General features: G+C 61.9%; 22 protein-coding genes and 3 pseudogenes. 13 read left to right on the forward strand and 12 right to left on the reverse strand.

Annotated elements, in window-relative coordinates; translation table 11 throughout:
• Positions 1–162: 162 nt before the first annotated feature.
• From PCOSP_RS25170 to PCOSP_RS25180, 3 genes and pseudogenes are all read left to right on the forward strand, one after another.
• Positions 163–297: pseudogene (locus PCOSP_RS25170) on the forward strand (type II toxin-antitoxin system RelE/ParE family toxin); the annotation flags it as partial.
• A 159-nt stretch (positions 298–456) separates the two neighbouring features.
• Positions 457–600, forward strand: a pseudogene (locus tag PCOSP_RS25175) (type II toxin-antitoxin system RelE/ParE family toxin); the annotation flags it as partial.
• A 14-nt stretch (positions 601–614) separates the two neighbouring features.
• Positions 615–902 carry a HigA family addiction module antitoxin gene (locus PCOSP_RS25180; protein WP_024780321.1) on the forward strand — a complete coding sequence of 96 codons (288 nt, stop codon included), beginning with the start codon at positions 615–617 and terminating at the stop codon, positions 900–902.
• Positions 903–908: 6 nt separating this feature from the next.
• On the opposite strand, the gene PCOSP_RS25185 is transcribed toward PCOSP_RS25180, so the two are convergent.
• Together PCOSP_RS25185 and PCOSP_RS25190 are read right to left on the reverse strand one after the other, a co-directional pair.
• Positions 909–1,475, reverse strand: a complete 567-nt coding sequence (locus PCOSP_RS25185; RefSeq protein WP_464709743.1) for a DJ-1 family glyoxalase III — start codon at positions 1,473–1,475, stop codon at positions 909–911.
• A 164-nt stretch (positions 1,476–1,639) separates the two neighbouring features.
• Positions 1,640–2,083 (reverse strand): DUF4879 domain-containing protein, encoded by a 444-nt coding sequence (locus tag PCOSP_RS25190; protein WP_139649294.1) that lies wholly within the window; start codon positions 2,081–2,083, stop codon positions 1,640–1,642.
• Between the two features lie 213 nt (positions 2,084–2,296).
• On the opposite strand from PCOSP_RS25190, the gene PCOSP_RS25195 reads away from it, so the two are divergent.
• From PCOSP_RS25195 to PCOSP_RS25210, 4 genes are all read left to right on the forward strand, one after another.
• Positions 2,297–3,592: an NCS2 family permease gene (locus PCOSP_RS25195; RefSeq protein WP_139649292.1), complete on the forward strand. Its 1,296-nt coding sequence runs from the start codon at positions 2,297–2,299 to the stop codon at positions 3,590–3,592.
• Complete coding sequence (trmA, locus tag PCOSP_RS25200; protein ID WP_053191325.1) at positions 3,589–4,668, forward strand: tRNA (uridine(54)-C5)-methyltransferase TrmA; 1,080 nt, start codon at positions 3,589–3,591, stop codon at positions 4,666–4,668. Before PCOSP_RS25195 ends, trmA begins: the two co-directional genes overlap by 4 nt.
• Before the next feature lie 350 nt (positions 4,669–5,018).
• On the forward strand, positions 5,019–5,459 hold the full coding sequence (gene aroQ, locus PCOSP_RS25205) for a type II 3-dehydroquinate dehydratase (protein WP_464709744.1): 441 nt from the start codon (positions 5,019–5,021) through the stop codon (positions 5,457–5,459).
• Positions 5,460–5,464: 5 nt separating this feature from the next.
• Entirely contained in the window at positions 5,465–6,316 is an 852-nt protein-coding gene (locus PCOSP_RS25210; protein WP_139649288.1) for a shikimate dehydrogenase, read from the forward strand.
• A 106-nt stretch (positions 6,317–6,422) separates the two neighbouring features.
• On the opposite strand, the gene PCOSP_RS25215 is transcribed toward PCOSP_RS25210, so the two are convergent.
• Positions 6,423–7,100 carry a TetR/AcrR family transcriptional regulator gene (locus tag PCOSP_RS25215; protein ID WP_139649286.1) on the reverse strand — a complete coding sequence of 226 codons (678 nt, stop codon included), beginning with the start codon at positions 7,098–7,100 and terminating at the stop codon, positions 6,423–6,425.
• Positions 7,101–7,202: 102 nt separating this feature from the next.
• The gene (gene quiC / locus PCOSP_RS25220) at positions 7,203–9,104 is read right to left on the reverse strand and encodes a 3-dehydroshikimate dehydratase QuiC (RefSeq protein ID WP_139649284.1); all 1,902 of its coding nucleotides are present in this window, start codon (positions 9,102–9,104) and stop codon (positions 7,203–7,205) included.
• A 273-nt stretch (positions 9,105–9,377) separates the two neighbouring features.
• On the opposite strand from quiC, the gene PCOSP_RS25225 reads away from it, so the two are divergent.
• Positions 9,378–10,715: an MFS transporter gene (locus PCOSP_RS25225; RefSeq protein ID WP_464709745.1), complete on the forward strand. Its 1,338-nt coding sequence runs from the start codon at positions 9,378–9,380 to the stop codon at positions 10,713–10,715.
• 155 nt (positions 10,716–10,870) lie between these two features.
• On the opposite strand, the pseudogene PCOSP_RS25230 reads toward PCOSP_RS25225, so the two are convergent.
• Both PCOSP_RS25230 and PCOSP_RS25235 read right to left on the reverse strand, forming a co-directional pair.
• Positions 10,871–11,748, reverse strand: a pseudogene (locus tag PCOSP_RS25230) (DMT family transporter).
• Between the two features lie 38 nt (positions 11,749–11,786).
• A complete protein-coding gene (locus tag PCOSP_RS25235) occupies positions 11,787–12,563 on the reverse strand; it encodes an IclR family transcriptional regulator (RefSeq protein ID WP_175363873.1) in 777 nt (258 codons plus the stop codon).
• 272 nt (positions 12,564–12,835) lie between these two features.
• On the opposite strand from PCOSP_RS25235, the gene ypfJ reads away from it, so the two are divergent.
• Both ypfJ and PCOSP_RS25245 read left to right on the forward strand, forming a co-directional pair.
• The gene (gene ypfJ / locus PCOSP_RS25240; protein WP_139649276.1) at positions 12,836–13,723 is read left to right on the forward strand and encodes a KPN_02809 family neutral zinc metallopeptidase; all 888 of its coding nucleotides are present in this window, start codon (positions 12,836–12,838) and stop codon (positions 13,721–13,723) included.
• The gene (locus PCOSP_RS25245; RefSeq protein WP_464709746.1) at positions 13,724–14,671 is read left to right on the forward strand and encodes an alpha/beta hydrolase; all 948 of its coding nucleotides are present in this window, start codon (positions 13,724–13,726) and stop codon (positions 14,669–14,671) included. It begins immediately after the preceding gene.
• A 124-nt stretch (positions 14,672–14,795) separates the two neighbouring features.
• Here PCOSP_RS25245 and PCOSP_RS25250 read toward each other — a convergent pair whose 3' ends face one another.
• From PCOSP_RS25250 to PCOSP_RS25260, 3 genes are all read right to left on the reverse strand, one after another.
• Positions 14,796–15,389 carry an HAD family hydrolase gene (locus tag PCOSP_RS25250; protein WP_139649272.1) on the reverse strand — a complete coding sequence of 198 codons (594 nt, stop codon included), beginning with the start codon at positions 15,387–15,389 and terminating at the stop codon, positions 14,796–14,798.
• The gene (tesB, locus tag PCOSP_RS25255) at positions 15,386–16,255 is read right to left on the reverse strand and encodes an acyl-CoA thioesterase II (protein WP_175363875.1); all 870 of its coding nucleotides are present in this window, start codon (positions 16,253–16,255) and stop codon (positions 15,386–15,388) included. The genes PCOSP_RS25250 and tesB overlap by 4 nt, the downstream gene beginning before the upstream one ends.
• 94 nt (positions 16,256–16,349) lie before the next feature.
• Positions 16,350–16,919: a GNAT family N-acetyltransferase gene (locus PCOSP_RS25260; protein WP_139649268.1), complete on the reverse strand. Its 570-nt coding sequence runs from the start codon at positions 16,917–16,919 to the stop codon at positions 16,350–16,352.
• Between the two features lie 122 nt (positions 16,920–17,041).
• On the opposite strand from PCOSP_RS25260, the gene PCOSP_RS25265 reads away from it, so the two are divergent.
• Both PCOSP_RS25265 and PCOSP_RS25270 read left to right on the forward strand, forming a co-directional pair.
• Positions 17,042–17,962, forward strand: coding sequence for a histone deacetylase family protein (locus PCOSP_RS25265; RefSeq protein WP_139649266.1), 921 nt, complete (start codon positions 17,042–17,044; stop codon positions 17,960–17,962).
• A 280-nt stretch (positions 17,963–18,242) separates the two neighbouring features.
• Positions 18,243–19,478 (forward strand): TIGR03862 family flavoprotein, encoded by a 1,236-nt coding sequence (locus tag PCOSP_RS25270; RefSeq protein WP_139649264.1) that lies wholly within the window; start codon positions 18,243–18,245, stop codon positions 19,476–19,478.
• A gap of 27 nt (positions 19,479–19,505) precedes the next feature.
• Here PCOSP_RS25270 and PCOSP_RS25275 read toward each other — a convergent pair whose 3' ends face one another.
• The gene (locus PCOSP_RS25275; protein ID WP_139649263.1) at positions 19,506–20,843 is read right to left on the reverse strand and encodes a DEAD/DEAH box helicase; all 1,338 of its coding nucleotides are present in this window, start codon (positions 20,841–20,843) and stop codon (positions 19,506–19,508) included.
• A 58-nt stretch (positions 20,844–20,901) separates the two neighbouring features.
• Positions 20,902–21,804, reverse strand: coding sequence for a drug/metabolite exporter YedA (yedA, locus tag PCOSP_RS25280; RefSeq protein WP_041023058.1), 903 nt, complete (start codon positions 21,802–21,804; stop codon positions 20,902–20,904).
• A gap of 161 nt (positions 21,805–21,965) precedes the next feature.
• On the opposite strand from yedA, the gene PCOSP_RS25285 reads away from it, so the two are divergent.
• Positions 21,966–22,418, forward strand: a complete 453-nt coding sequence (locus PCOSP_RS25285) for an Lrp/AsnC family transcriptional regulator (protein WP_139649261.1) — start codon at positions 21,966–21,968, stop codon at positions 22,416–22,418.
• A 230-nt stretch (positions 22,419–22,648) separates the two neighbouring features.
• On the opposite strand, the gene PCOSP_RS25290 is transcribed toward PCOSP_RS25285, so the two are convergent.
• A complete protein-coding gene (locus tag PCOSP_RS25290) occupies positions 22,649–23,260 on the reverse strand; it encodes a 3'-5' exonuclease (protein ID WP_024780299.1) in 612 nt (203 codons plus the stop codon).
• Positions 23,261–23,272: the final 12 nt, after the last annotated feature.

Here is a 23,272-nt window from a genome sequence, read left to right on the forward strand (position 1 = left end):
AACCGCCGTCATAAGGGGTACGACTTCGGGGTGAGGTGAGTGTTCAAGGTAATTGCACAGACCAAGGACAAGCACCAACATTGCGCGACGCATAAATTTGTCGGCCATGTGCGGTATATAGATACCGCACCGAGTGTAATGTATCGCCTTACACTCTTTTCCATGATTAAATCCTTCCAGCACAAAGGTCTTCGCATTTTCTATGAAACGGGTTCGACTCGTGGCATCCGGGCCGACCATGGAAAGCGCCTGGCTCGCATGCTTCAGTTCATGGACAGGGCGACCGCACCGAACGACCTAGTGTCCTGTTTCGCAAATACGTTCTTTTTTGACGAGTGGCTGTTGTCGTCAGGCAAGGCGCCGCGACGAGTCATAGCCCCGCTATGGCGAGGAACGGCAACGCAGCATGACGGCAACAGACACCGTCAAAAAAAGCAGTATTTGTGATACAGGACACTCGATATCCCGGGATGGCGCCTGCACCCACTCAGGGGAGAACTGGCTGAATACTGGTCCCTGAGCGTTTCGGGAAATTGGCGAATCATTTTTCGTTTTATCGGATCGGATATCGAACTGGTCGATTATCTGGATTACCACTGACAGGAGGCTGGAAAATGCCCATGCACAACCCGCCACACCCTGGCGAAACGCTGTTGATGGACGTACTGCCCGAATTGGGTATCACCGTCACCGAGCTGGCACGGCACCTTGGCTTCGCCCGGCCTCATCTCTCTCGGGTGTTGCATGGCCATGCACCTGTCAGCCCGGATTTGGCTGTTCGCCTGGAACGGGCAGGGATCGGGAAGGCCAGGGTCTGGTTGGGGGTTCAGACCGACTACGACTTGTGGCAAGCCGAACAGCGCGAACAACCTGTTATCGAACCTTTCCCACAGCACGCCTGACGTCTGTCAGGCCAGCAACTCCGCCGCCACCACCGCCCGCACGCCTTTGCCACTGAGCTGTTCCACCAGCGTCAAGGCAAACGCCAGGGCGGCCGCCGAGCCCTGGGCGGTGATGCAGTTGCCATCCACCACCACCGGTTGATCGACAAAGCTGCAACCGGACAGTTGCTGGCTGACTGCGGGCAGGCAGGTCATGCGCCGCTGACGCAGAACGCCGAAAGCCTGTAGCGCCAGTGCCGGCGCTTCGGCAATGGCAGCGAAGAAACGTCCGGTGGCGGCCTGGCCCTTGACCAGCTGTTGCAGGGGCTGATGGGCCGCCAGGTGCTGAGCGCCGATGATGCCACCGGGCAGGACGATCAGGTCAAAGTCCTGCACCAGCATATCCACCAACATGCCATCGGCCGTCAGGCGCGTACCGCGGGCACAGGTCAGCATCCGTCGCCCTTCGATACTCGCCACGACGACTTCGACCTGGGCTCGGCGCAGCACATCGATCAGGGTGACGGCCTGCAAGTCGTCGACACCTTCGGCGACGGCAATCAAGGCCCTGGGGATCTTGGTTCCAGGAATCATGGCGACTCTCCGCTGGGTGATTACTGCAAGCCTAGCGTAGGAGCTGCCGAAGGCTGCGATCTTTGATCTTGATCTTTGATTTTGATCTTCCGCTCGGGACTCAACCGGCCCGGGGAAAGATCGCAGCCTCGCTTCGCTCGACAGCTCCTACGGAGCCAGGCGGGCTATTTGATGTACAGCTGGGTCGACATGCGATTGCCCGGGGCATTGATCGAGGTATTGCTGAAACTGAAGGTGCCTTCCTGCTTGCCCTTCAGGTCGAAGATATACAGGTAGCCGACCACTTTGGTCCGGGCGGAACAATCATTGAGATTGCCATTGCTGAACGCGCACACCGGCGAACGGGTGCCGTCGACCTCGAAACCGTCGAGCGTGACCTGAGGCTGGTGGCCATAGCCAACCTCCAGCACGTAGACCTTGATATTCGGACCGCGGTGATCACATCGGGTCTGGGCCTGCCCTTCGGTGATGTCTTCAAAGCCACAGGCCGGCGACTCGACCTTGAGCACCTTGACCTGGCTCAAGGGCGGAGCCGAGGCGGCGTTGACGACCTGACCGGGCAACCACAGGCTCACTGCGCATGCCACTGCCAGCAGATTTCTTTTCATTCGACACCTATCGAGCTCCGGGAACCGCGCGCAGTATGGCCCTCTTTTTGCTTCGGTAAAACATCGACGACGATCGCAGTCACATCGCCGCGCTGCTGGTATCATGCGCGGCTTTTTCCGACCCGCAGAAAACTCCCGGACGCTACTGGCCGTCTGTGCTTTGCTGTTGAGGTCGATACATTCACGGCGCCCGGCGCGCCACGGGGAGCAGACATGCTGGAAAGGCTGTTTCAACTCAAGGCACACAACACCAACGTGCGGACCGAGATCCTGGCGGGTGTCACGACATTCCTGGCCATGGCCTACATTCTGTTCGTCAACCCGAGCATCCTCGGCGAAACCGGCATGGACAAGGGCGCGGTGTTCGTCGCCACCTGCCTGGCGGCGGCCATCGGCTCCACGGTCATGGGCCTGATCGCCAACTACCCGATCGCCCTCGCACCGGGCATGGGCCTGAACGCCTTCTTCACCTACACCGTGGTCCTGCACATGGGCCACACCTGGCAAGTGGCGCTGGGTGCGGTATTCATCTCCGCCGTGTTGTTCTTCCTGCTGTCGATCTTTCGCATCCGCGAATGGATCATCAACAGCATCCCCTTGCCGCTGCGCTCGGCCATTGCCGCCGGCATCGGTCTGTTCCTGGCACTGATTGCCCTGGGCAATGCCGGCATCGTGGTGAAGAACCCAGCCACCATGGTCGGCCTTGGCGACTTGAAGCAACCGGCACCGATTCTCGCCACGCTCGGCTTCGTGCTGATCGTCGCTCTCGAAGCACTGAAAGTGCGCGGGGCGGTGCTGATCGGCATCCTCGCGGTCACCCTCGTCTCGATCCTGATGGGCTTCACCCCGTTCGGCGGCGTGATGTCGATGCCGCCATCCCTGGCCCCGACCTTCCTGCAACTGGACATCAAGGGCGCCCTGGACATCGGTCTGGTCAGCGTGATCTTCGCCTTCCTCTTCGTCGACCTGTTCGACAACTCCGGCACCCTGATCGGCGTCGCCAAGCGCGCCGGGCTGATGGGCAAGGACGGCCACATGCCGAAGATGGGCCGTGCGCTGATCGCCGACAGCACCGCGGCCATGGCCGGTTCGCTGCTGGGCACCTCCACCACCACCAGCTACATCGAATCGGCGGCGGGCGTCAGCGCCGGTGGCCGCACCGGGCTGACCGCCATCGTCGTGGCGATCCTGTTCCTGCTGGCGCTGTTCTTCTCCCCGCTGGCCGCCAGCGTGCCAGCCTTTGCCACCGCACCGGCCTTGCTGTTCGTGGCAGTGCTGATGACGTCGGGCCTGGCGGAAATCGACTGGGACGACATCACCGTCGCCGCCCCGGTCGTGATTACCGCACTGGCGATGCCGTTCACCTACTCCATCGCCAACGGCATTGCCTTCGGTTTCATCGCCTGGACCGCCATCAAGCTGGTGTCCGGTCGCGGCCGTGAGCTGAACCCGGCGCTGGTCATCCTGTCGATTCTGTTCGTGATCAAGTTGGGTTGGTTCAACGCATGACTTTTGATACCCAGGCCTACACCGCCCAGCTCCAGGACAAGGTCGCCCGCCTGCGCGACCTGCTGGCCCCGTTCGATGCACCGGAACCGGCCGTGTTCGACTCGCCGCTGCAGCACTTCCGTTTGCGCGCCGAATTCCGTCTCTGGCGCGAGGCCGGCGAACGGCATTACGCGATGTTCTCCCAGGACGACAAGCGCACGCCGATCCTCATCGAAACGTTTCCCATCGCCAGCCTGCGCATCAACCAGTTGATGCCACAGCTCAAGGCCGCCTGGCAGGCCAGTGCGCCCCTGAGCCACAAGTTGTTCCAGGTGGAGTTCCTGACCACCCTGGCGGGCGATGCGATGATCACCCTGTGTTATCACCGCCCTCTGGATGAGCACTGGCACGCCGCGGCCTCGAAGCTGGCGAGCGACCTGGGCGTCAGCATCATTGGTCGCTCCAAGGGCAAGCGGGAAGTGATCGGCCACGACTACGTGGTGGAGAAACTGGACGTGGGCGGTCGCACCTTCAGCTATCGCCAGCCCGAAGGCGCCTTCACCCAGCCCAACGGCACCGTGAACCAGAAGATGCTCAACTGGGCTTATGAAGCCCTGGGCGATCGCAGCGACGACCTGCTGGAGTTGTACTGCGGCAACGGCAACTTCACCCTGCCCCTGGCGACCCGTGTGCGCAAGGTGCTGGCCACCGAAATCAGCAAGACTTCGGTGAACGCGGCGCTGAGCAACCTCAGTGAAAACGCAGTGGATAACGTAACGCTGGTGCGCCTGTCGGCCGAAGAACTGACCGAAGCCTTGAACGAAGTCCGTCCGTTCCGCCGCCTGCACGGCATCGACCTGAAAAGCTATGCATTCGGCAGCGTCTTCGTCGACCCGCCGCGCGCCGGCATGGACCCGGACACCTGCGAGCTGACCCGGCGTTTCGACAACATCCTGTACATCTCCTGCAACCCGGAAACCCTCGCCGCGAACATCGCGCAACTGCACGATACCCACCGCATCACGCGCTGCGCGTTATTCGACCAGTTTCCATGGACCCATCACATGGAATCCGGGGTGTTGCTGACCCGGCGTTGAGCCCATCCCTGTGGCGAGGGATCTATCTGTGGCGAGGGGATTTATCCCCGCTGGGCTGCGAAGCAGCCCCTAAAACCACGCACCGCGGTGTAACAGACAAACCGTGTTGGCTGGTTTGCGACTGCTGCGCAGTCGAGCGGGGATAAATCCCCTCGCCACAGATAAATCCCCTCGCCACAGTCATCACTCGCCACAATCTCCCCTGCTTGATTGAAATCCAGTGTCCGATCATCGAACACTTATTAATCCACGGCAGCGGCTTTGTTTGACCAAATTAACCATCTAGTACAATTTATCTCCACCGGTTTAAATCCGACCGAAACCAACAATAACAATGTGGAGAAATTGCAATGCCTCCGATCGTTCTGGTGCTGAACGGCCCGAACCTGAACCTGCTCGGCACCCGCGAGCCTGCGACCTACGGCCATGAAACCCTGGCGGATATCTCGGCGCTATGCGGCCGCGCCGCTGAAGAGTTCGGCCTGGCGGTGGAGTTTCGCCAGACCAACCAGGAAAGCGAATTGCTGGATTGGATTCACGGCGCCCGTCGCCGGTGTGCCGGTATCGTGATCAACCCGGCGGCCTGGACCCACACGTCGGTGGCGATCCGCGATGCGCTGGTCGCCAGCGAAGTACCGGTGATCGAGGTCCACCTGTCCAACGTCCACGCCCGGGAAACGTTCCGTCACCACTCCTTCGTTTCATCCGTCGCCATCGGTGTGATGTGCGGCTTTGGCAGCCATGGCTATCGCCTGGCCCTGGAACATTTCAGTCAGCGGTTGAAAGGTTGAAGCGCATGTCGAATAGCACCGTACTGGCCGGCCTGATCGGCGCAGGCATCCAGGCGTCTCGCACGCCCGCGCTCCACGAGCATGAAGGCGATGCACAAGGCATGCGCTATCTCTATCGACTGATCGACCTCGACGCGTTGAAACTCGACAGCAGTGCCCTGCCCGATCTGCTGACGGCTGCCGAGCGCATGAACTTCACCGGCCTGAACATCACCTTCCCCTGCAAACAGGCGATCATCCCGCTGCTCGATGAGCTCTCGGCCGAGGCCCGCGGCATTGGCGCGGTGAACACCGTGGTGTTCAAGGACGGCAAGCGCATCGGCCACAACACCGACTGCCTCGGGTTTGCCGAGGGTTTTCGCCGCGGCCTCGGGGACGTCTTGCGTCGATACGTGGTGCAGATGGGCGCCGGAGGTGCCGGCGCGGCCGTTGCCCACGCGTTGTTGGCGGAAGGTGTCCAGACGCTGAGTATCTTTGACGTCGAATTCAGCCGTGCCGAAGCCCTGGCAAACAACCTGAACCAGCATTTCGGCGCTGGCCGCGCCCGTGCCGGGCACGACTTGCCCATGGCCATGGCCGAGGCGAACGGCCTGGTCAACACCACCCCGATGGGCATGGCGAAACTACCTGGCATGCCGGTGCCGGTCGAGTTGCTGCGGGGCGAATTGTGGGTCGCCGAGATCGTCTACTTCCCACTGGAAACCGAACTGCTGCGCAGCGCCCGGGCCCTGGGGTGCCGCACCCTGGACGGCGGCAACATGGCGGTGTTCCAGGCTGTGAAAGCGTTTGAATTGTTCAGTGGCATGGCGCCGGATGCGCAGCGGATGCTGGAGCATTTCCAAAGCATGAATCACTGAAGACCCTGTGGGAGCGAGCCTGCTCGCGATAGCGATGTGTCTGTCACTTATATTTCGACTGACACACCGCTATCGCGAGCAGGCTCGCTCCCACAAGGGTTTGCACTCAGGCTTGCAGATACCGCAACACCGACTCGCAAATCATCTGGCGATGACGCTGCTTGATCGCCTCGTCCGCCAGATCGATCTGGAAAATCTCGCCGAAGGTGTGACGGTTGGACACGCGGTGAAAACAGAACGAACTGATCAGCAAATGCACATCCTGGGGTTCGAGGCCAGCGCGGAACACGCCTTCTTCGGCGCCGCGACGCAGGATCAGGTCCAGAGCGTCGAGGATGCTGCTGTTCATCGCCTTGATCACGCCTGATTGCTTGACGTATTCGGCGTTGTGGATGTTCTCGATAGAGACGATGCGCACGAAATCCACATTGCGGTCGTGGTGGTCGAAGGTGAACTCCACCAGGCGTCGGATTGCGTCGACCGGAGCCAACTCCGCCAGGTGCAGGCGGCTCTCGGTGCTGCGGATATCACCGTAGAGTTTTTCCAGCACCTCGATGTACAACTGCTCCTTGCTGTTGAAGTAGTAGTAGATCATCCGCTTGGACGTGTGGATACGTTCAGCGATGGCATCGACCCGGGCGCCGGCCAAGCCCTGCTGGACAAACTCGACGATGGCTTCCTGAAGAATGTTTTCCCGGGTCTTCTCCGGGTTGTTCTTGCGACTCTTGCGCGGCGCGACGAGAGGCTCGTCGAGGGCGTCGGACAGTTCTGGATTCATAGTCATTGCGGGCTCACGGCCATCACTGCACAAGCTGGCGATTATGGGCTGGCCCGTGCAGTGAAGGAAGGCACAGGATTACCGTTTTACTGCCGCGTTACGATTTCCCTACAACTTGGCGTGCCGCAAGCCACCGCTGCGGGACTTGGCCATGGCCGCCAGTCGCACCGCGACGTTGGCCGCGCCATACCCGGCATAGCCGCCCTTGCGCTGGATGATTTCAAAGAAAAATCGCCCCTCGAACGGTTCAGTGTAGACATGAAACAGCTCACCGCCCTGTGCGTCGCGGTCGTACAACACATTGAAATACGCCAGTTCGCTGAGAAACTCATCGTCGAAATCGAAGCGTGCCGCCAGGTCGTCGTAATAGTTGAGCGGAATATCCAGCAACGGCACGCCGGCCTCCTTGGCGCGGCTGACCTGGGCGAAGATGTCATCGCAGTCGAAGGCGATGTGATGCACGCCGGAACCGCGATAGCTCGATAGCGCGTGAGAGATCGCGGTGTTGCGGTTTTCGGAAATGTTCAGGGGCAAGCGGATCGAACTGCAGCGACTGCGCAGGGCCCGGCTCTTCACCAGCCCATAAGGGTCGGGCAACACCACTTCATCATCGGCTTCGAAATCCAGCAGGCTCTTGTAGAACAGCACCCAACTGTCGAGGCTGTCGGCCGGCAGCGCCATTGCCATATGGTCGATACGCTTGAGCCCGGCCCCGATGACCGCACCCGGTTGCAGGTTGAAATCCGTTCCGTAGACGTCCGCCTCCTGGTCCACCAGGTAGATCAGGCTGCCGTCCGGTGCGCGCACCGCCGCCAATTCCAATTCGTTGGGCCCCACCAGGCCGCGATAAGGCTGCCCCTTGTAATCCACGGCCCGCTTCAGGGCGCTGGCACTGTCTTTTACCCGCACGGCGGTGGCGCACAGCGACGGTCCATGGGCTTCGAAGAAACTGTGGGCAAAGGAGTACGGCTCGCAGTTGAGGATCAGGTTGATATCGCCCTGGCGCAGCAGGCTGACATTCTTGGAACGATGCTGGCCGGCCTTGACGAATCCCAACCGTTCCAGCCAGTGGGACAGCTTGGCGCCGAGGTTATCGTCCACAGCGAATTCAAGAAACTCGATGCCGTCGTATTCGCTGGCCGATGGCGGGGCAAACAATGTATCGAGATTGGCCACCGGCGCGGCTTCCGCGGCCAGGCGCTGGCGGGTCTTCTCCTCCAGGTACAGCAACGAACGCAGACCATCGGCGGCATTGGCCCGTGGCGGCGCGGCGCGGAAACCGTCGTTGAAGATTTCCAGCGACAGCGGCCCGGTATAGCCACTCTTGATGATCGGTGCCAGGAAGCCCGGCAGGTCGAATTCCCCCTGTCCCGGGAAACAACGGAAATGCCGGCTCCACTCCAGCACGTCCATCGCCAGGATCGGCGCATCGGCCATCTGCACGAAGAAAATCTTCTCGCCAGGGATCTCGGCAATGGCACTCGGATCGCCCTTGAGGGACAAGGTATGGAAGCTGTCGAGCAAGACGCCCAGGCTAGGGTGGTCGGCCTGGCGCACAATGTTCCAGACCTGTTGATAAGTGTTCACGTGCCGCCCCCAGGCCAGCGCCTCGTAACCGATGCGCAAGCCCCGCGCGCCGGCCCGCTCGGCCAGCTGTCGCAGGTCCTCCACCAGAATCCGCTCGTCCCCCAGGCTGTCGGCCGAGGCGTTGCTGCACACCAGCACCAGGTCGGTGCCGAGTTCCTGCATCAGGTCGAATTTGCGCTCGGCGCGCTCCAGGTTGCGGGCCAGGCGATCACGGCGACAACCTTCGAAGTCACGAAACGGCTGGAACAGCGTGATCGCGATGCCCAGGTCAGCGCACATCTGCCGGATTTCCCGAGGGCTGCCGTCGTAATAGAGCAGGTCGTTCTCGAAGATTTCCACCCCGTCGAAACCGGCGGCGGCAATGGCTTCGAGTTTTTCCGGCAGAGTACCGCTCAAGGATACGGTGGCAATGGAACGCTGCATGGGTTCGGCTCCCGGGACAGGCATCGGCTACAGAAGGTTCGCCGCTTTTTGAAAGAGTGGACAGATTATTGAGGCGCCAACGCCTTTCAGCAATTTAATATGTACCATCCGGTTAGTTTTTTGGGCGATTATCGAACAAAATGCCCTGGTACGAATTGACGACTTTTCGTCCACTGCGCACCATCAGCTCCACATTGATGCAGGGCCAAAACCCCGGCATCAATGGATGAAACCCCGACCACCCCATAAGAATTTCAAAAACGGGTACACCCTATGAATCCTTCCCAAAGTTCCTCCCTGAGCCCAGCCATGGGTGTCACGACCGGCGGCGTCGGTGACAAGATCCGCGGCGCCCTGGCTGTGGGCAAGACCCGTTGGGGCATGCTCGCACTGGTGTTTTTCGCCACCACGCTGAACTACATCGACCGCGCTGCCCTGGGCGTGATGCAACCCATTCTGGCCAAGGAAATGAGCTGGACGGCGATGGATTACGCCAACATCAACTTCTGGTTCCAGGTTGGTTATGCGGTCGGCTTCATACTGCAGGGCCGGTTGATCGACCGGATCGGCGTCAAGCGCGTGTTCTTTTTCGCCGTGCTGCTCTGGAGCCTGGCGACCGGCGCCCATGGCCTGGCCACTTCCGCGGCGGGCTTCATGGTCTGCCGCTTCATCCTGGGCCTCACCGAAGCCGCCAACTACCCCGCCTGTGTGAAGACCACCCGGCTGTGGTTCCCGGCGGGCGAACGAGCCGTGGCCACCGGTATCTTCAACGCCGGGACCAACGTCGGCGCCATGTTCACGCCCATGCTGCTGCCACTGATCCTGCAAGTGTGGGGCTGGCAGGCTGCATTCCTGTGCATGGCGGCATTGGGCGGGATCTGGTTACTGTTCTGGGGCCTGAAGTACTTCAACCCGGAAGACCACCCCAGCGTCAAACAGTCGGAACTGGACTACATCCAACGTGAGAGCGAACCGGAACAAGCCCGTGTGCCCTTCTCCCGCATCCTGCGCATGCGCGGCACCTGGGCGTTCGCCCTGGCCTACTCGATCACGGCGCCGGTGTTCTGGTTCTACCTCTACTGGCTGCCACCGTTCCTGAACCAGCAATACAGCCTGGGCATCAACGTGACCCAGATGGGTATCCCGCTGATCATCATCTACCTCACCGCCGACTTTGGCAGCGTGGGTGGCGGCATCCTCTCTTCGTTCCTGATCGGTCGCGGGCTGAATCCGATCAAGGCACGACTGGTCTCCATGCTGCTGTTCGCCTGCTGCATCGTCGGCGTGATCATGGCCGCCGGCGCCAGCAACCTGTGGATGGCGGTGTTCGCCATTTCCCTGGCCATCGGCGCGCACCAGGCCTGGACGGCCAATATCTGGAGCCTGGTGATGGACTACACACCCAAGCACATGATGAGCACGGTGTTCGGCTTCGGCGGCATGTGCGCGGCCATCGGCGGGATGTTCATGACCCAATTGGTAGGGCACATCCTGACAGTGACCAATAACAACTACACCGTGTTGTTCACCTTGATTCCGGCGATGTACTTCACGGCCCTGATCTGGCTGTACTTCATGGCACCGCGCAAGATTCCGACGCTGGAAAACTGATTCATGCAGTGAAGAGAGATCCCAGAGAAATCAGTGGGAGCAAAGCCTGTGGGAGAAAGCTTGCTCGCGACGAAGGCACCTCGATTTACAGATCGTGTTTCCGCTCATCGCGAGCAAGCTTTGCTCCCACAAGACTCCTTCGTCACAGGTCCGTGTCATCTGCGCCGCTGCTGCCACGCCGCGGCCAATCCACTGAGACAGATCAGCACAATACCCAGCACCGTGGTCAGCGTCGGCGTGTGGCTGAACAACAGCCAACCCAGCAAGCCGGCAAAGACGATCTGGCAGTAGCTGAAGGGCGCCAGCAGTGCCGGGGCGGCAACGCGGAAGGCCTGGGTCAGCATCAGGTGCGCCGTCATCCCACAGGCCCCAGCGCCAGCATCATCGCCCCATGCAACAGACTCGGCACCTGCCAGAAGAACGGCACCAGTGCGCTCATCACCAATGTGTTGCACAGGCCGGCGAAGAAGTTGCTGGTGGTAGGGCTGTCGACTTCGCTGAGCTTGCGAGTGAGCAACTGATAGAAACAGAAGAACAGCGCCGAGCAGAATGGCAACAGCACGGCCGGTGTGAACAGGTCTCCGCCAGGATGGACGATGATCAGCACCCCGATGAAGCCGAAGATCACCGCCACCCATTGACCGCGCGTCACCCGCTCGCCCAGCAGCGGCACCGACAGCGCCGTGACCAGCACCGGGGCCAGGAAGTTGACCGCCGTCGCCTCGGCCAACGGGATGTACAGCAGCGACGTGGTGAAAAACAGGCTGGTGCCCAGCAGACACAACGCCCGCGCCAACTGCCACAACGGACGTTTCGTGCGCAGCACCCGCAACCCCGAGCGCGGCAGGAAGATGCCCGCCATCAGCAGGGTATGCACCACATAACGGGCCCACACCACCATGATGATCGGATAGAAACCCGAGAGGTACTTCGACAAGGCGTCATGGCTGGAAAACAGGAACGTCGCGAAGACAATCAGCAGGATGCCCTTTAAGGCCTGATTGACACCGGAAAGCGGGGTGCTGACGGTCATGGGGTGATCCTGGTTGGTAGGGCCAATATCTGCGAGTGTCAGCTGAACAGCTCCGACGCCTGGCTCGCTTGCGACAATTCCTCGGCAAACACCAGCAAGGTCGGGGCCAACTCATGCAACCGCACCCGCGTCATCCGCGCGCTGGGCCCGGCAACGCTGAGTACGCCGACGATCCGACTGTCCAGCGGATGCCGCACCACGGCGGCGATGGCCGAAGTGCCGACCGCCGAGCTCTCCTCGACACAGGCATACCCCTGCTCGCGGGCCGCACGCAGGTACTCGAGCAGTTCATGGGTGCTGTGGGGCGCGTTTGGCCCTACGTCGGCGGGCACCTGCGCAGCCTGGCGCTCGACCAGCGCCAGCGCCTCGGCATCGCTCATGCACGCCAGCCAGGCATGGCCCGACGCCGTGTAGAACAGCGGCGTCTCGCGCCCCATGTCCGGGTCGTAGCGCAAACCGGACCGCGCCCCCTGGGACTTGGCGATCCAGGTCTGGCGTTCCCCTTCGATGACCCCCAGGCGCACCAGCTCACCCGTTTCCCGGGCCAGACGGTCCAGCACCGGCTGCACGATGTCGGCACCACTGCGCGAGAGATAGCGAAACCCCAAGGCGATCAGCCGGGTTGACACGTGATAACGCAGGTTCTCGGGGTTCTGGCGCACGTAGCCCAGGCGCGTCAGTTCAGCGAGCAAGCGGTGAGTGGCGCTCTTGGGAATCTGCAGTTGTTCGGCCAGCCCTTGAAGTGGCCAGCCGCGAGGTTCGCTGGCGAGACTTTCCAGCACATCGAAAACCCGCTCAATTTGACTTCCAGCCATGGGACCCCGATGCAAGGTTATCGATTCCAGAATATTGAAAGTCTAATGCAGATTCTGGAACCAAGTACACATTCATCGGCTGATATTGTCTTTTGTGGGAGCGAGCCTGCTCGCGATGGCGATGGTACATTCAGGCTTGATGCAAGCTGATTGATCGCAATCGCGAGCAGGCTCGCTCCTACCGGGTGCTTATGTCAGAAAACTGCTAGTAAACTGGCGGCATTCCGAAGCAACGGCAACACTGTCCACACGGTCAATCAGAGGACTCTCACATGCTATGGAAAAAAGGTCGCCGCAGTGACAACGTGGTGGACGCCCGTGGCGATGGTGATGGCGGCGGTGGTGGGATGCGCTTTGGCGGGGGCAAGGGACTGAGCCTGACGGCCATTCTCCTGATCGTCGGCATCGGCTGGATCACCGGCCAGGATCCGATGCAGATCCTCGGGCAACTGGCCGGGCAGATGGATCAGTCCGCACCGACCTCCTCTCAAACTCGCCAGGCGCCACCGGCCAACGATGAACAGGCCGAGTTCGTGCGTTCGATCCTCGGTGATACCGAAGACACCTGGGGCCAGGTCTTCCAGCAGGCCGGACGCCAATATCAGCAACCCAAACTGGTGCTGTTCAGCGGTCGGGTCAACTCGGCGTGCGGCCTCGCCTCGTCGGCCACCGGGCCGTTCTATTGCCCGGCGGATCGGCAGGTCTACCTGGACATGAGTTTCTTCAAGGAGATGTCCCAACGCTTCTCCGCCGCCGGGGACTTCGCCCAGGCCTATGTCATCGCCCATGAAGTCGGCCACCATGTGCAGACGTTGCTCGGTGTGTCGGCGAAAATCCAGGAAGCTCGCCAACAAGGCCGGCAGATGGAAGGCGACGGCGGGCTGCTGGTGCGTCAGGAATTGCAGGCCGATTGCCTGGCCGGCGTCTGGGCCAACCATGCGCAGAAGCGCCTGAACTGGCTGGAGCCCGGAGACGTTGAGGAAGCTTTGAACGCCGCCAACGCCATCGGTGACGATCGCTTGCAGCAACAGGGCCAGGGGCGCGTGGTGCCGGACTCCTTTACCCATGGCACTTCGGCGCAACGGGTGCGCTGGTTCAAGGCCGGGTTTGCCCAGGGCCAGGTCAGCCAATGCGACACTTTTGCGGCGAAAAACCTGTAGATGAAATGGGCCGCCTCGATCGTACTGGTGCTGTGCAGCCTCTTCGCCCAGGCTGACGAACACACTGTGAACACGGTGGCGCAGGGACGATTGCAGCTCAAGGGCGGCAGCATGGTGGTCGCGGTGAGCCCGCCCCCGGCGTCTATCCAACGTGTGCTGATCATCCTCCATGGGCGGCTGCGCAATGCCGACACCTACCTGCACAGCGCCGAGAAAGCCGCCAGCCAGGCCGGACAAACGGCCACCACGTTGATCATCGCCCCGCAGTTTCTCAACGAACAGGACGTCGCCCGTCATCAACTCCCCACCGACCTGTTGCGCTGGCAAGGCAACGACTGGATGGCCGGTGGCGTATCCACAGGGCCTAGTCCGGTCAGTTCCTATCAGGTTCTCGACGACATCGTTGCGCGGGTCAGCGACCGACAGCAGTTTCCCGACGTGAAGGAAATCGTCATCGCCGGTCATTCCGGCGGCGCCCAGGTGGTTCAGCGCTATGCCCTGCTCGCCCATGGGCAGTACCGGATCGTCCCGCGCTTCGTCATCGCCAACCCGTCCTCCTATGCCTATTTCGATGCACAGCGGCCCATGGCTTTCGACCCTGCTGGTTGCCCCGCTTTCAATCGCTGGAAATACGGTCTGCTCAACCTTCCCGCCTATGCCGCCGGGCAAACAGCCACCCAACTGGAGGAGAACTACATCAAGCGCGACATCACCTACCTGCTCGGGCAACAGGACGTCGACCCGGAACACCCGGCGCTGGATAAAAGCTGTGAGGCGCAGACCCAGGGGCCGTATCGGTTGCTGCGCGGGCATTTCTTCTTCGACTACTTGACCCGACGTCACCCCGAGGGGCTGAACCAACGGCTGATCGAGGTGCCCGGCGTGGGGCATGACGGGACTGGGATGTTCAATTCGGCGGAGGGGCTGAAGGCCTTGTTTGGGCAGTGAAGGCCTCATCGCGAGCAGGCTCGCTCCCACAGGGGACGGTGTCGATTACATCATCAGCGTCCACAGAAGCCCCATTGTGGGAGCGAGCCTGCTCGCGATAGCGGTTGACCTGCCGACCTGCCTCTCAAACCGAAATCATCCGCCGCAACTCGCCACAATCCCGGGCATGCCAATCCGTCAACTCCGGCCATGGATTGTCCGGCAGGTTCACCAGCACGGTCCGCGTACCCGCCGCACGGCCGCAGTCCAGGTCGAAGCGGTAATCGCCGACCATGACCATGTCCGCTGGCGCCACGTTCCAGGCCTCGGCCAGTTTCAACAGGCCACCCGGGTGCGGCTTGGGCGGTGCTTCGTCACGCCCCAGCACGTCCTCCACGGCGAAACAATCGGCCAAGCCAATGGCCTCGAGTGTCACATGGGCCAGTTCCCTGGCGTTGCGGGTCAGGATTCCCAGGCGGTAGCCACGCCCGGCCAAGTCACGTACCAGCTCGACAGCGCCCGGCGCCGGCCTGGAGCCCAGCGCCAGGTCCCGCTCGTGCTCCAGCAGCCAGGCATGCTTGGCGGCGGCTTCATCCGCCGGCAAGGCCGCCAGATGGGTCAGGATGTCGTCTTCGGCCGGAATCGCCAGGGCCACGCGGATCGCCGCGAAATCATGCACGGCGACGGTCAGCGTGCCATCCATGTCGAAGACCCAGTGCCGTACATCCACCAGGCTCATGCCCAGTCCTTGCGATGCCGGATCAGGCCTTCCTGGGTCACCGAGGCCACCAGTTGCCCGGCGCGGTTGAACACGCTGCCACGGGAAAATCCGCGGGAATTGCCGGCCCAAGGGCTGTCCATGGCATAGAGCAACCAGTCGTCGGCACGCAGGTCTGCGTGGAACCACAAGGCGTGGTCGAGGCTGGCGACCTGCATGTCCTTCTGCCAGACCGACTTGCCATGGGGCAGCATCGACGTGGTCAGCAGACCGAAGTCCGATGCGTAGGCCAACAGGTATTTATGCAACGCCGGCGAATCCGCCAGGGCGCCATCGGCGCGGAACCACACGTATTTGATCGGATCGGCCGGCTGCGGGTTGTACGGGTCTTTTTCCGTGACCGGGCGCACCTCGATCGGCTTGGGGCACAACAGTTTTTCCCGCATGTGCTCGGGCAACAGGTGCGCCCGCTGCTGGGTCAGTTCCAGTTCGGAAGGCAGGTTTTCCGGCCCGACCACCTGGGGCATGCTGCTCTGGTGCTCGAAACCCTGCTCGTCGTACTGGAACGACGCACTGCAAGTGAAGATCGGATGGCCTTTCTGGATCGCCGTCACCCGACGGGTGCTGAAGCTGCCGCCGTCACGTACCCGGTCCACCTGGTAGACCACCGGCAACGCCGCGTCGCCCGGACGCAGGAAATAGCCGTGCATCGAATGCACATGGCGCGCCTCTTCCACCGTCTGGCTGGCCGCCGACAACGACTGGCCCAGCACTTGACCGCCGAACAATTGGCGGAACCCCAGGTCCTGGCTGCGGCCGCGAAACAGATTTTCTTCGATCGGTTCCAGGGTCAGCAGGTCGACCAGATCTTCCAACACGTGGCTCATTCAGACTTCCTCACACAGCACACCGCGCAGTCTGCGCCGCGACGGTGGATCAATTGTTGCCCATTCTGGCGGGCAGTGTAGACGTCCGTGTCGGTTAACCGTGCAGGGTCTGCAACCACTGCTCGCGGTTGATGCGATAGAGCACATGGTGACGCAATGGATGGCCGACCGCGAGTCTTGGATGTTCGAAATCGTCAACCGGGTCATGGTGCATGCCGATCGCCTGCATGACCTTTTGCGACGGCAGGTTATCGGTCGAGGTGAATGCCACCACTTCGTCCAGGCCCAGGCGGTCAAACCCACAGCGCAACGCCGTCCAGGCGGCTTCGCTGGCATAACCCAGGCCCCAATGCTCCCGGGCCAGGCGCCAGCCGATCTCGACTGCCGGCGTGAAGTGCGCGTCGAACCCCACCACGCCCAGTCCGGTAAAACCGATAAAGGCACCGGTGTCCTTGCGCTCCAGCGCCCACAAGCCAAAACCATGTTCGGCAAAATGCCCGCGCACGCGCCCGATCAGCGCGGCACTTTCAAGGCGGCTCAGGGGGGCCGGGAAATAACGCATCACCTGCGGATCGGCAGACATGGCCGCAAACGCCGGCAAATCTTCGTCGTGCCACTGCCGCATGAGCAGTCGCGCACTTTCCAGTTCCAGTATCGGCTCCATCTTTACTCCCCTTCCTTGCCCATTGGCCCGTAAGGTTAATTTGAGTACACGAATTAGCCACACAGGCCACTAGAGTCTACATCGCTGGTAGGATCGGTCATTCAATCACTGCTGAAAACACCATGCCGCTGCCGCTTATCTATCACGAAGACTACAGTCCCGAATTCCCGGCGGAACACCGCTTCCCCATGGACAAGTTCCGCCTGCTGCGCGACCACCTGGTGGACAGCGGGCTGACCCGTGACGCGGACCTGTTGCGCCCGTCGCTGTGCCCGTCCGAGATCCTCGCCCTGGCCCACGACCGCAGCTATATCGAACGCTACATGAGCGGCGAGTTGTCCCGCGAAGACCAACGGCGGCTCGGCCTGCCCTGGAGCGAAGCCCTGGCCCGGCGAACGGTACGGGCCGTGGGCGGTTCGCTGCTGGCGGCCGAGCAGGCCCTCGAACACGGGCTGGCCTGTCATCTGGCCGGAGGCACCCACCATGCCCACTACGACCACCCTGCCGGGTTCTGCATTTTCAACGACCTGGCGGTGATCAGCCGCTATTTCCTCGCCAGTGGCCGTGTTTCGCGGGTGCTGATTTTCGACTGCGACGTGCATCAGGGCGACGGTACCGCGCGAATACTCCATGACACCCCGGACGCGGTGACAGTTTCCTTGCACTGCGAAAAGAATTTTCCCGCCCGCAAGGCCCAGAGCGACTGGGACATTCCGCTGCCGATGGGCATGGAAGACTCGGCGTACCTGCAGGTGGTGGACGATGCCCTCAACTACCTGTTGCCGCTCTACCAGCCGGACCTGGTGCTGTACGACGCCGGTGTCGATGTCCACAAGGACGACGCCCTCGGTTACCTGAAGCTGACAGACGAGGGGCTCGCCGCCCGGGACGAGAGCGTCATGCGCCATTGCCTCGGGCGTGACATCCCGGTGGTCGGGGTGATCGGCGGCGGCTACAGCAAGGACCGCAGGGCCCTGGCCCGACGCCACGGGATCCTGCATCACAGCGCACAAAAGGTCTGGACGTCATCAGGGTGTCATTGAAACCTGGGTGCGTTACCCACAATGCCTGTGGAGCGGCCTGTGGATAACCTGAGCGAAACGGCCTACACGCTATACCGGGTATAGCTTGCAGAGGACTGGTTGTTTTTTGAGCACATTTCAGCAACACCCTCATCCCCTGTGGCAGCGAGCCTGCTCGCGATAGCGGTCCCCCCTCCAACATTGATGTCGCTGATCCACCGCAATCGCGAGCAGGCTCGCTCCCACAGGATTTTCGTGCTGATAGAATGCCGCGCTTATTCCCATCTCTGCAGTCCACACCATGACCCAAGCTTCCAAGCCCTCCACTCCCCACGTCGCCATCATCGGCGGCGGCCCTGCCGGCTTGATGGCGGCCGAGGTGTTGAGCCAGGCTGGCATTCAGGTCGACCTGTACGACGGCATGCCCTCGGTGGGCAGGAAGTTTCTGCTGGCCGGCGTCGGCGGTATGAATATCACCCACTCGGAAGCCTTCCCGGCATTTCTGTCCCGCTACGCCGAGAACGCCGCGAATATCGCCCCGCTGCTACGGGCCTTCGGGGCGGATGAGCTGTGCAGCTGGATCCACGGGCTGGGCATCGACACCTTTGTCGGCAGTTCCGGGCGGGTGTTCCCCACCGACATGAAAGCCGCCCCGCTGCTGCGTGCCTGGCTCAAGCGCCTGCGCGATGCTGGAGTGGCAATCCACACCCGCCATCGCTGGCTCGGCTGGAACCCCGACAATAGTTTGCGAATAGCCGGCCCGGAAGGTGAAAAGACGCTCCAGCCCGACGCCACGCTGCTGGCACTGGGCGGCGGCAGTTGGTCGCGCCTGGGCTCCGACGGCGCCTGGATGCTGGCATTGGAACAGCGCGGTGTCGCCCTTGCACCGTTGCAACCCAGCAACTGCGGCTTCGACGTGCAGGCCTGGAGCGATCTGATGGTCAGCAGGTTTGCTGGCGCCCCGCTGAAAAACATCGCCATTGGCCTGAACGACGACGTTCCCCGTCTCGGCGAATGTGTGATCACCGCCACCGGTATCGAAGGTAGCCTGATCTATGCCCTGTCGGCACCGATTCGCGAGGCCATCAATCGCCATGGCAGCGCGACGATCCATCTGGACCTGCTGCCGGGTCGGCCTGTGGATAAAGTTCTCCAGGCCTTGAGCAAGCCGCGCGGTTCACGCTCGATGGCCAAGCACCTGCACAGCCAGTTGGGGATCGATGGGGTCAAGGCGGCGTTGTTACGCGAACTCACACCGGCCGATGGCTTCGCCGACCCTGCGCGCCTGGCCCAGGCCATCAAGGCACTGCCCATCACCCTGGTGAAAACCCGTCCCCTGGACGAAGCCATCAGCAGCGCCGGTGGCGTGACATTCGAAGCCGTGAATGAAAGCCTGATGCTCAAGCGGATACCCGGCGTGTTCTGCGCAGGGGAAATGCTCGACTGGGAAGCACCGACCGGCGGTTATCTGCTGACGGCGTGCTTCGCCAGTGGGCGAGCGGCGGGGTTGGGGATGCTGGAGTTCTTAAGGCAGTGATCATTCCCACGCTCCGCGTGGGAATGATCAAGGCTTGCGTTTACGCGGCCCGGTATTGAACACCGGTACTTTGCGCACCGGCTTGACCGAAGGCTCCACCGGTGCCGAGTCCCCACTGTCCACCCACTTGCCCAGGTTGCGCTTGCCGCCACCGCTCGACGTCTTTGGCTTCTTCGGCTTTTTCGGTTTCTTGATCACCTGGCCACTGGCGTCGGTATCCGGCACCCGGTGCTCAGGCTCGAAATCCTGTTCCATCTGGCGAGTCAAGGTCTGGCGGGTCAACATCTCGATGGCTGACAGCAGGTTCACTTCATCGGCGCACACCAGGGAAATCGCTTGCCCCGTGGCGCCCGCCCGGCCAGTACGGCCGATGCGATGGATATAGTCTTCGGCGACGATCGGCAAATCGAAATTCACCACCAGCGGCAGGTCCTCGATATCCAGCCCACGGGCGGCGACGTCGGTAGCCACCAGAATCTGGACTTCACCGAGCTTGAAACGGTCCAGCGCACGCTGGCGGGTGGCCTGGGGTTTGTCGCCGTGGATGCCATCGGCGTTAACGCCCAGGCCCTGGAGTTTTTCCACCAGCGCATCGACGCCGTTGCGGGTCTTGGCGAACACCAGTACCTGCTTCCACTTGTTCTTGCGCATCAGGTGCACGAACAATTCCGGCTTGCGCTTCTTGTCCACCGTCACCACCCATTGCTTGACAGTGTTGGCGGCGACGTTGCGCGGGCTCACTTCGATGCTCAGGGGATCGTTGAGCATCTGCCCGGCCAGCAAACGGATGGCGTCGGAAAAGGTCGCCGAGAACAGCAGCGTCTGGCGTTTCTTCGGCAGCGCCTTGTAGATATTCGCCAGTTCCTCGGAGAAGCCCAGGTCCAGCATGCGGTCGGCTTCGTCCAGCACCAGGGTCTGCAACTGGTTGAACTTCAGCGCGTTCTGCCGGAACAGATCGAGCAAGCGCCCCGGCGTGGCGACCAGCAGGTCCACGCCCTTGCGCAGCTTCATCATCTGCGGGTTGATGCTGACGCCACCGTACACGGCGTAGGTGCTCAACGGCAGGTTCTGCGCGTACTGGCGCACGCTTTCATGGACCTGCTCGGCCAGTTCACGGGTCGGCACCAGGATCAGCGCCCGTACCGAGTTCGCGGCCACTTTCGGCCCTTCGGTGGTCAGCAACTGCAGCAGCGGCACCGCGAAACCGGCGGTCTTGCCGGTGCCGGTCTGGGCCGCGGCCATCAGGTCGCGACCGGCCAGCACCGCCGGCATGGCCTGGGCCTGCACCGGGGTCGGGGTCTGGTAGCCGAGCGTCTCGAGGGCGCGCAGCAAGGGTTCGATCAGGCCAAGGGTGGCGAAAGTCATGGAAGTACCGTAGGAAAAATCAGCGCAGGGTGTGCAATGCGCGGCAGTTTACCTTAATTCAGGATTCAACCGGCGCAGGCTTGGGCTTGCGCCACTGGGGCAGCCCGATCAACACCACGGCGCTGATGATCACCAGCATCGCCAGGGATTCTTCGACGCCGATGCTTTCGCCGGCAAACACGATCCCCAGCAGCACCGCCACCGCCGGATTGACGTAGGCATAACTGGTGGCCGCCGCTGGCCGTACATGCTTGAGCAGATACATGTAGGCGTTGAAGGCGATGATCGAACCGAAGAAGGTCAGGTAGGCCAGCGCGAACCAGCCTTCGAACGGTGGGATGCGCTCCAGGTGTTCGCCACTGGCGAAGCTGCCGATCAACAGCACCACGCCACCCACCAGCATTTCCACGGCGCTGGCCATCGCCCCCGCCGGCAACGGCAGATGCTTGCTCAACACCGACCCGAAGGCCCACGACGCCGCCGCGAACACCAGCAAGGTGGCTCCCAGCGGACTGGATTGCAGGTTGGAACCCAGGTTGAGCATCGCGATGCCGATCAGCCCCAGCACAATGCCCGCCCATTCCAGGCGCGTATTACGTGCGCCCCAGAAATACCCGCAAAGCAGGGTAAACAAAGGCACCGTCGCCACGGCCAACGCCGCCACCCCGGAGGCCACACCGGTATGCTCGGCGACGCTGACCGCGCCATTGCCGAAACTGAGCAGTAGCACGCCGATGATGGCCCCGGCCTTCCACTGCGCCCAGGTCGGCGCCGGCGCCCCGCGCCAACGCAGGAAGCCATACATGAGCGAGCCGGCCAGCACGAAGCGAATCCCGGCCAGCAACAGCGGCGGCCAATGCTCCACACCGATGCGAATCACCAGGTAAGTCGAACCCCAGATGATGTAGAGCGCGAAGAAGGCAGCGATCAGCGGCAGTGGAAAACGGCGTGGGCCAGGCATGGTCAGCTCGAAGTCAGGACAATGAGAGGCGTTATTCTAGAAAGGCGACGAGCGGAAAATAAGCTACAAAACCTGTTTATCCCACCCATACACTTTTCAAACCACGGAGATCAGCGCTATAAACCGTGCTTTCGAAAGTCACGTCACTTGGAAGCCAGACCGTGGATAAATACGACCGCATGCTGCTCAGCGCCCTGTTGGAAAATGGTCGTGCGTCCTACGCCGAACTGGCCCGCAAAGTGAACCTCTCGGCCCCGGCCGTGGCCGAGCGGGTCAGCAAGCTGGAGGCCAGCGGGATCATTACCGGCTACCAGGCCAAGGTCGACATGGCCAAGATTGGCCTGCCGGTACAGTGCGTGATCGAATTGCGGATGAACCAGCACGGCAACCAGAAGGTCTACGACGACTTGTGCAAGATTCCCCAATTGACCGAATGCCACCGGGTGACCGGCGACCCCTGCGTGATCATGCAAGCGGCGGTCGGCTCGATGCCGGAGCTGGAAGAGCTGATCAACCGGATCGCCAAATTCGGCTTCAGCAAGACCTCGATCGTGCTGTCCAGTGCCATTGAAAAGCGCGTGCCGTTGGGGCAGTTGGAAAGCAACGGCAAGTAAATCGCCCAACACCGATCAAACCCTGTGGGAGCAACTGTTTTATCTTTGCCGCCGCCATCGCGAGCGGGCTCGCTCCCACAGTTATTCGGGTTGATCCGATCCCCGCGCCCACCATCAATCCCCTGTGGGAGCGAGCCTGCTCGCGATAGCGCCAGGTCAGTCAATATCTGCAGTGGCTGACACACCGCCATCGCGAGCGGGCTCGCTCCCACATTTGGATGGCGGTGATCTCAGAACCCGCGATGACGCTTGAGATGCTCATTGATCTTCGCCGCCGGGACCTTCTGCAAGCTGCACAACAGATCGTGGGACAGCTCCCGCAGCCCATGCTTGTGTCGCAGTTCCGACGCCAGGTGCGCGGTGAGGTTGGCGGCCATTTCGGCGTCGGCCATGGCCCGGTGGGCCTGGCCGGTATGGGGCAGGCCGGCGAAGGCGTTGAGGGTGCCGAGCTTGTGGTTCGGCGCGGCGGGCATCAGGCGTCGGGCAAGCAGCAGCGAACAGGCAAAATTCTGCAAGCGGGTGCGCTTGATCCGCCCCAGTTCAAAGTCCCAGAACTTCTGGTCGAACGCGGCGTTATGTGCCAGCAACGGCGTGATGCCGACGAACTCGTTGACCTCGTTCATCACCCGCTCGGCCGACGGCGCGCTGCGCAGCATGGCATTGCTGATGCCGGTCAGTTGCTCGATGAACGCCGGCACCCGCACGCCAGCATTCATCAGGCTCTGGTAGCGGTCGACGATCCGGCCTTGCTCGAGTATCACCACGGCGATTTCCGTGGCTCGGCAACTGCTGCTCGGGGTGATTCCGGTGGTTTCAAAGTCGATGACTGCGATGCGTTCCAAACCTGTCTGAAC

It is taken from the genome of Pseudomonas sp. MAFF 730105 (genome assembly GCF_055380705.1).

Coding starts and splice junctions, on each gene's coding strand:
- PCOSP_RS25260 (WP_139649268.1), bottom strand. CDS start 16,919: ATGGAGCCGATACTGGAACTGGAAAGTGCGCGACTGCTCATGCGGCAG.
- PCOSP_RS25270 (WP_139649264.1), top strand. CDS start 18,243: ATGACCCAAGCTTCCAAGCCCTCCACTCCCCACGTCGCCATCATCGGC.
- PCOSP_RS25180 (WP_024780321.1), top strand. CDS start 615: ATGCCCATGCACAACCCGCCACACCCTGGCGAAACGCTGTTGATGGAC.
- trmA (WP_053191325.1), top strand. CDS start 3,589: ATGACTTTTGATACCCAGGCCTACACCGCCCAGCTCCAGGACAAGGTC.
- PCOSP_RS25265 (WP_139649266.1), top strand. CDS start 17,042: ATGCCGCTGCCGCTTATCTATCACGAAGACTACAGTCCCGAATTCCCG.
- tesB (WP_175363875.1), bottom strand. CDS start 16,255: ATGAGCCACGTGTTGGAAGATCTGGTCGACCTGCTGACCCTGGAACCG.
- PCOSP_RS25245 (WP_464709746.1), top strand. CDS start 13,724: ATGAAATGGGCCGCCTCGATCGTACTGGTGCTGTGCAGCCTCTTCGCC.
- PCOSP_RS25195 (WP_139649292.1), top strand. CDS start 2,297: ATGCTGGAAAGGCTGTTTCAACTCAAGGCACACAACACCAACGTGCGG.
- PCOSP_RS25190 (WP_139649294.1), bottom strand. CDS start 2,083: ATGAAAAGAAATCTGCTGGCAGTGGCATGCGCAGTGAGCCTGTGGTTG.
- PCOSP_RS25225 (WP_464709745.1), top strand. CDS start 9,378: ATGAATCCTTCCCAAAGTTCCTCCCTGAGCCCAGCCATGGGTGTCACG.
- yedA (WP_041023058.1), bottom strand. CDS start 21,804: ATGCCTGGCCCACGCCGTTTTCCACTGCCGCTGATCGCTGCCTTCTTC.
- PCOSP_RS25235 (WP_175363873.1), bottom strand. CDS start 12,563: ATGGCTGGAAGTCAAATTGAGCGGGTTTTCGATGTGCTGGAAAGTCTC.
- PCOSP_RS25215 (WP_139649286.1), bottom strand. CDS start 7,100: ATGACTATGAATCCAGAACTGTCCGACGCCCTCGACGAGCCTCTCGTC.
- PCOSP_RS25210 (WP_139649288.1), top strand. CDS start 5,465: ATGTCGAATAGCACCGTACTGGCCGGCCTGATCGGCGCAGGCATCCAG.
- PCOSP_RS25185 (WP_464709743.1), bottom strand. CDS start 1,475: ATGATTCCTGGAACCAAGATCCCCAGGGCCTTGATTGCCGTCGCCGAA.
- ypfJ (WP_139649276.1), top strand. CDS start 12,836: ATGCTATGGAAAAAAGGTCGCCGCAGTGACAACGTGGTGGACGCCCGT.
- PCOSP_RS25275 (WP_139649263.1), bottom strand. CDS start 20,843: ATGACTTTCGCCACCCTTGGCCTGATCGAACCCTTGCTGCGCGCCCTC.
- PCOSP_RS25250 (WP_139649272.1), bottom strand. CDS start 15,389: ATGAGCCTGGTGGATGTACGGCACTGGGTCTTCGACATGGATGGCACG.
- aroQ (WP_464709744.1), top strand. CDS start 5,019: ATGCCTCCGATCGTTCTGGTGCTGAACGGCCCGAACCTGAACCTGCTC.
- quiC (WP_139649284.1), bottom strand. CDS start 9,104: ATGCAGCGTTCCATTGCCACCGTATCCTTGAGCGGTACTCTGCCGGAA.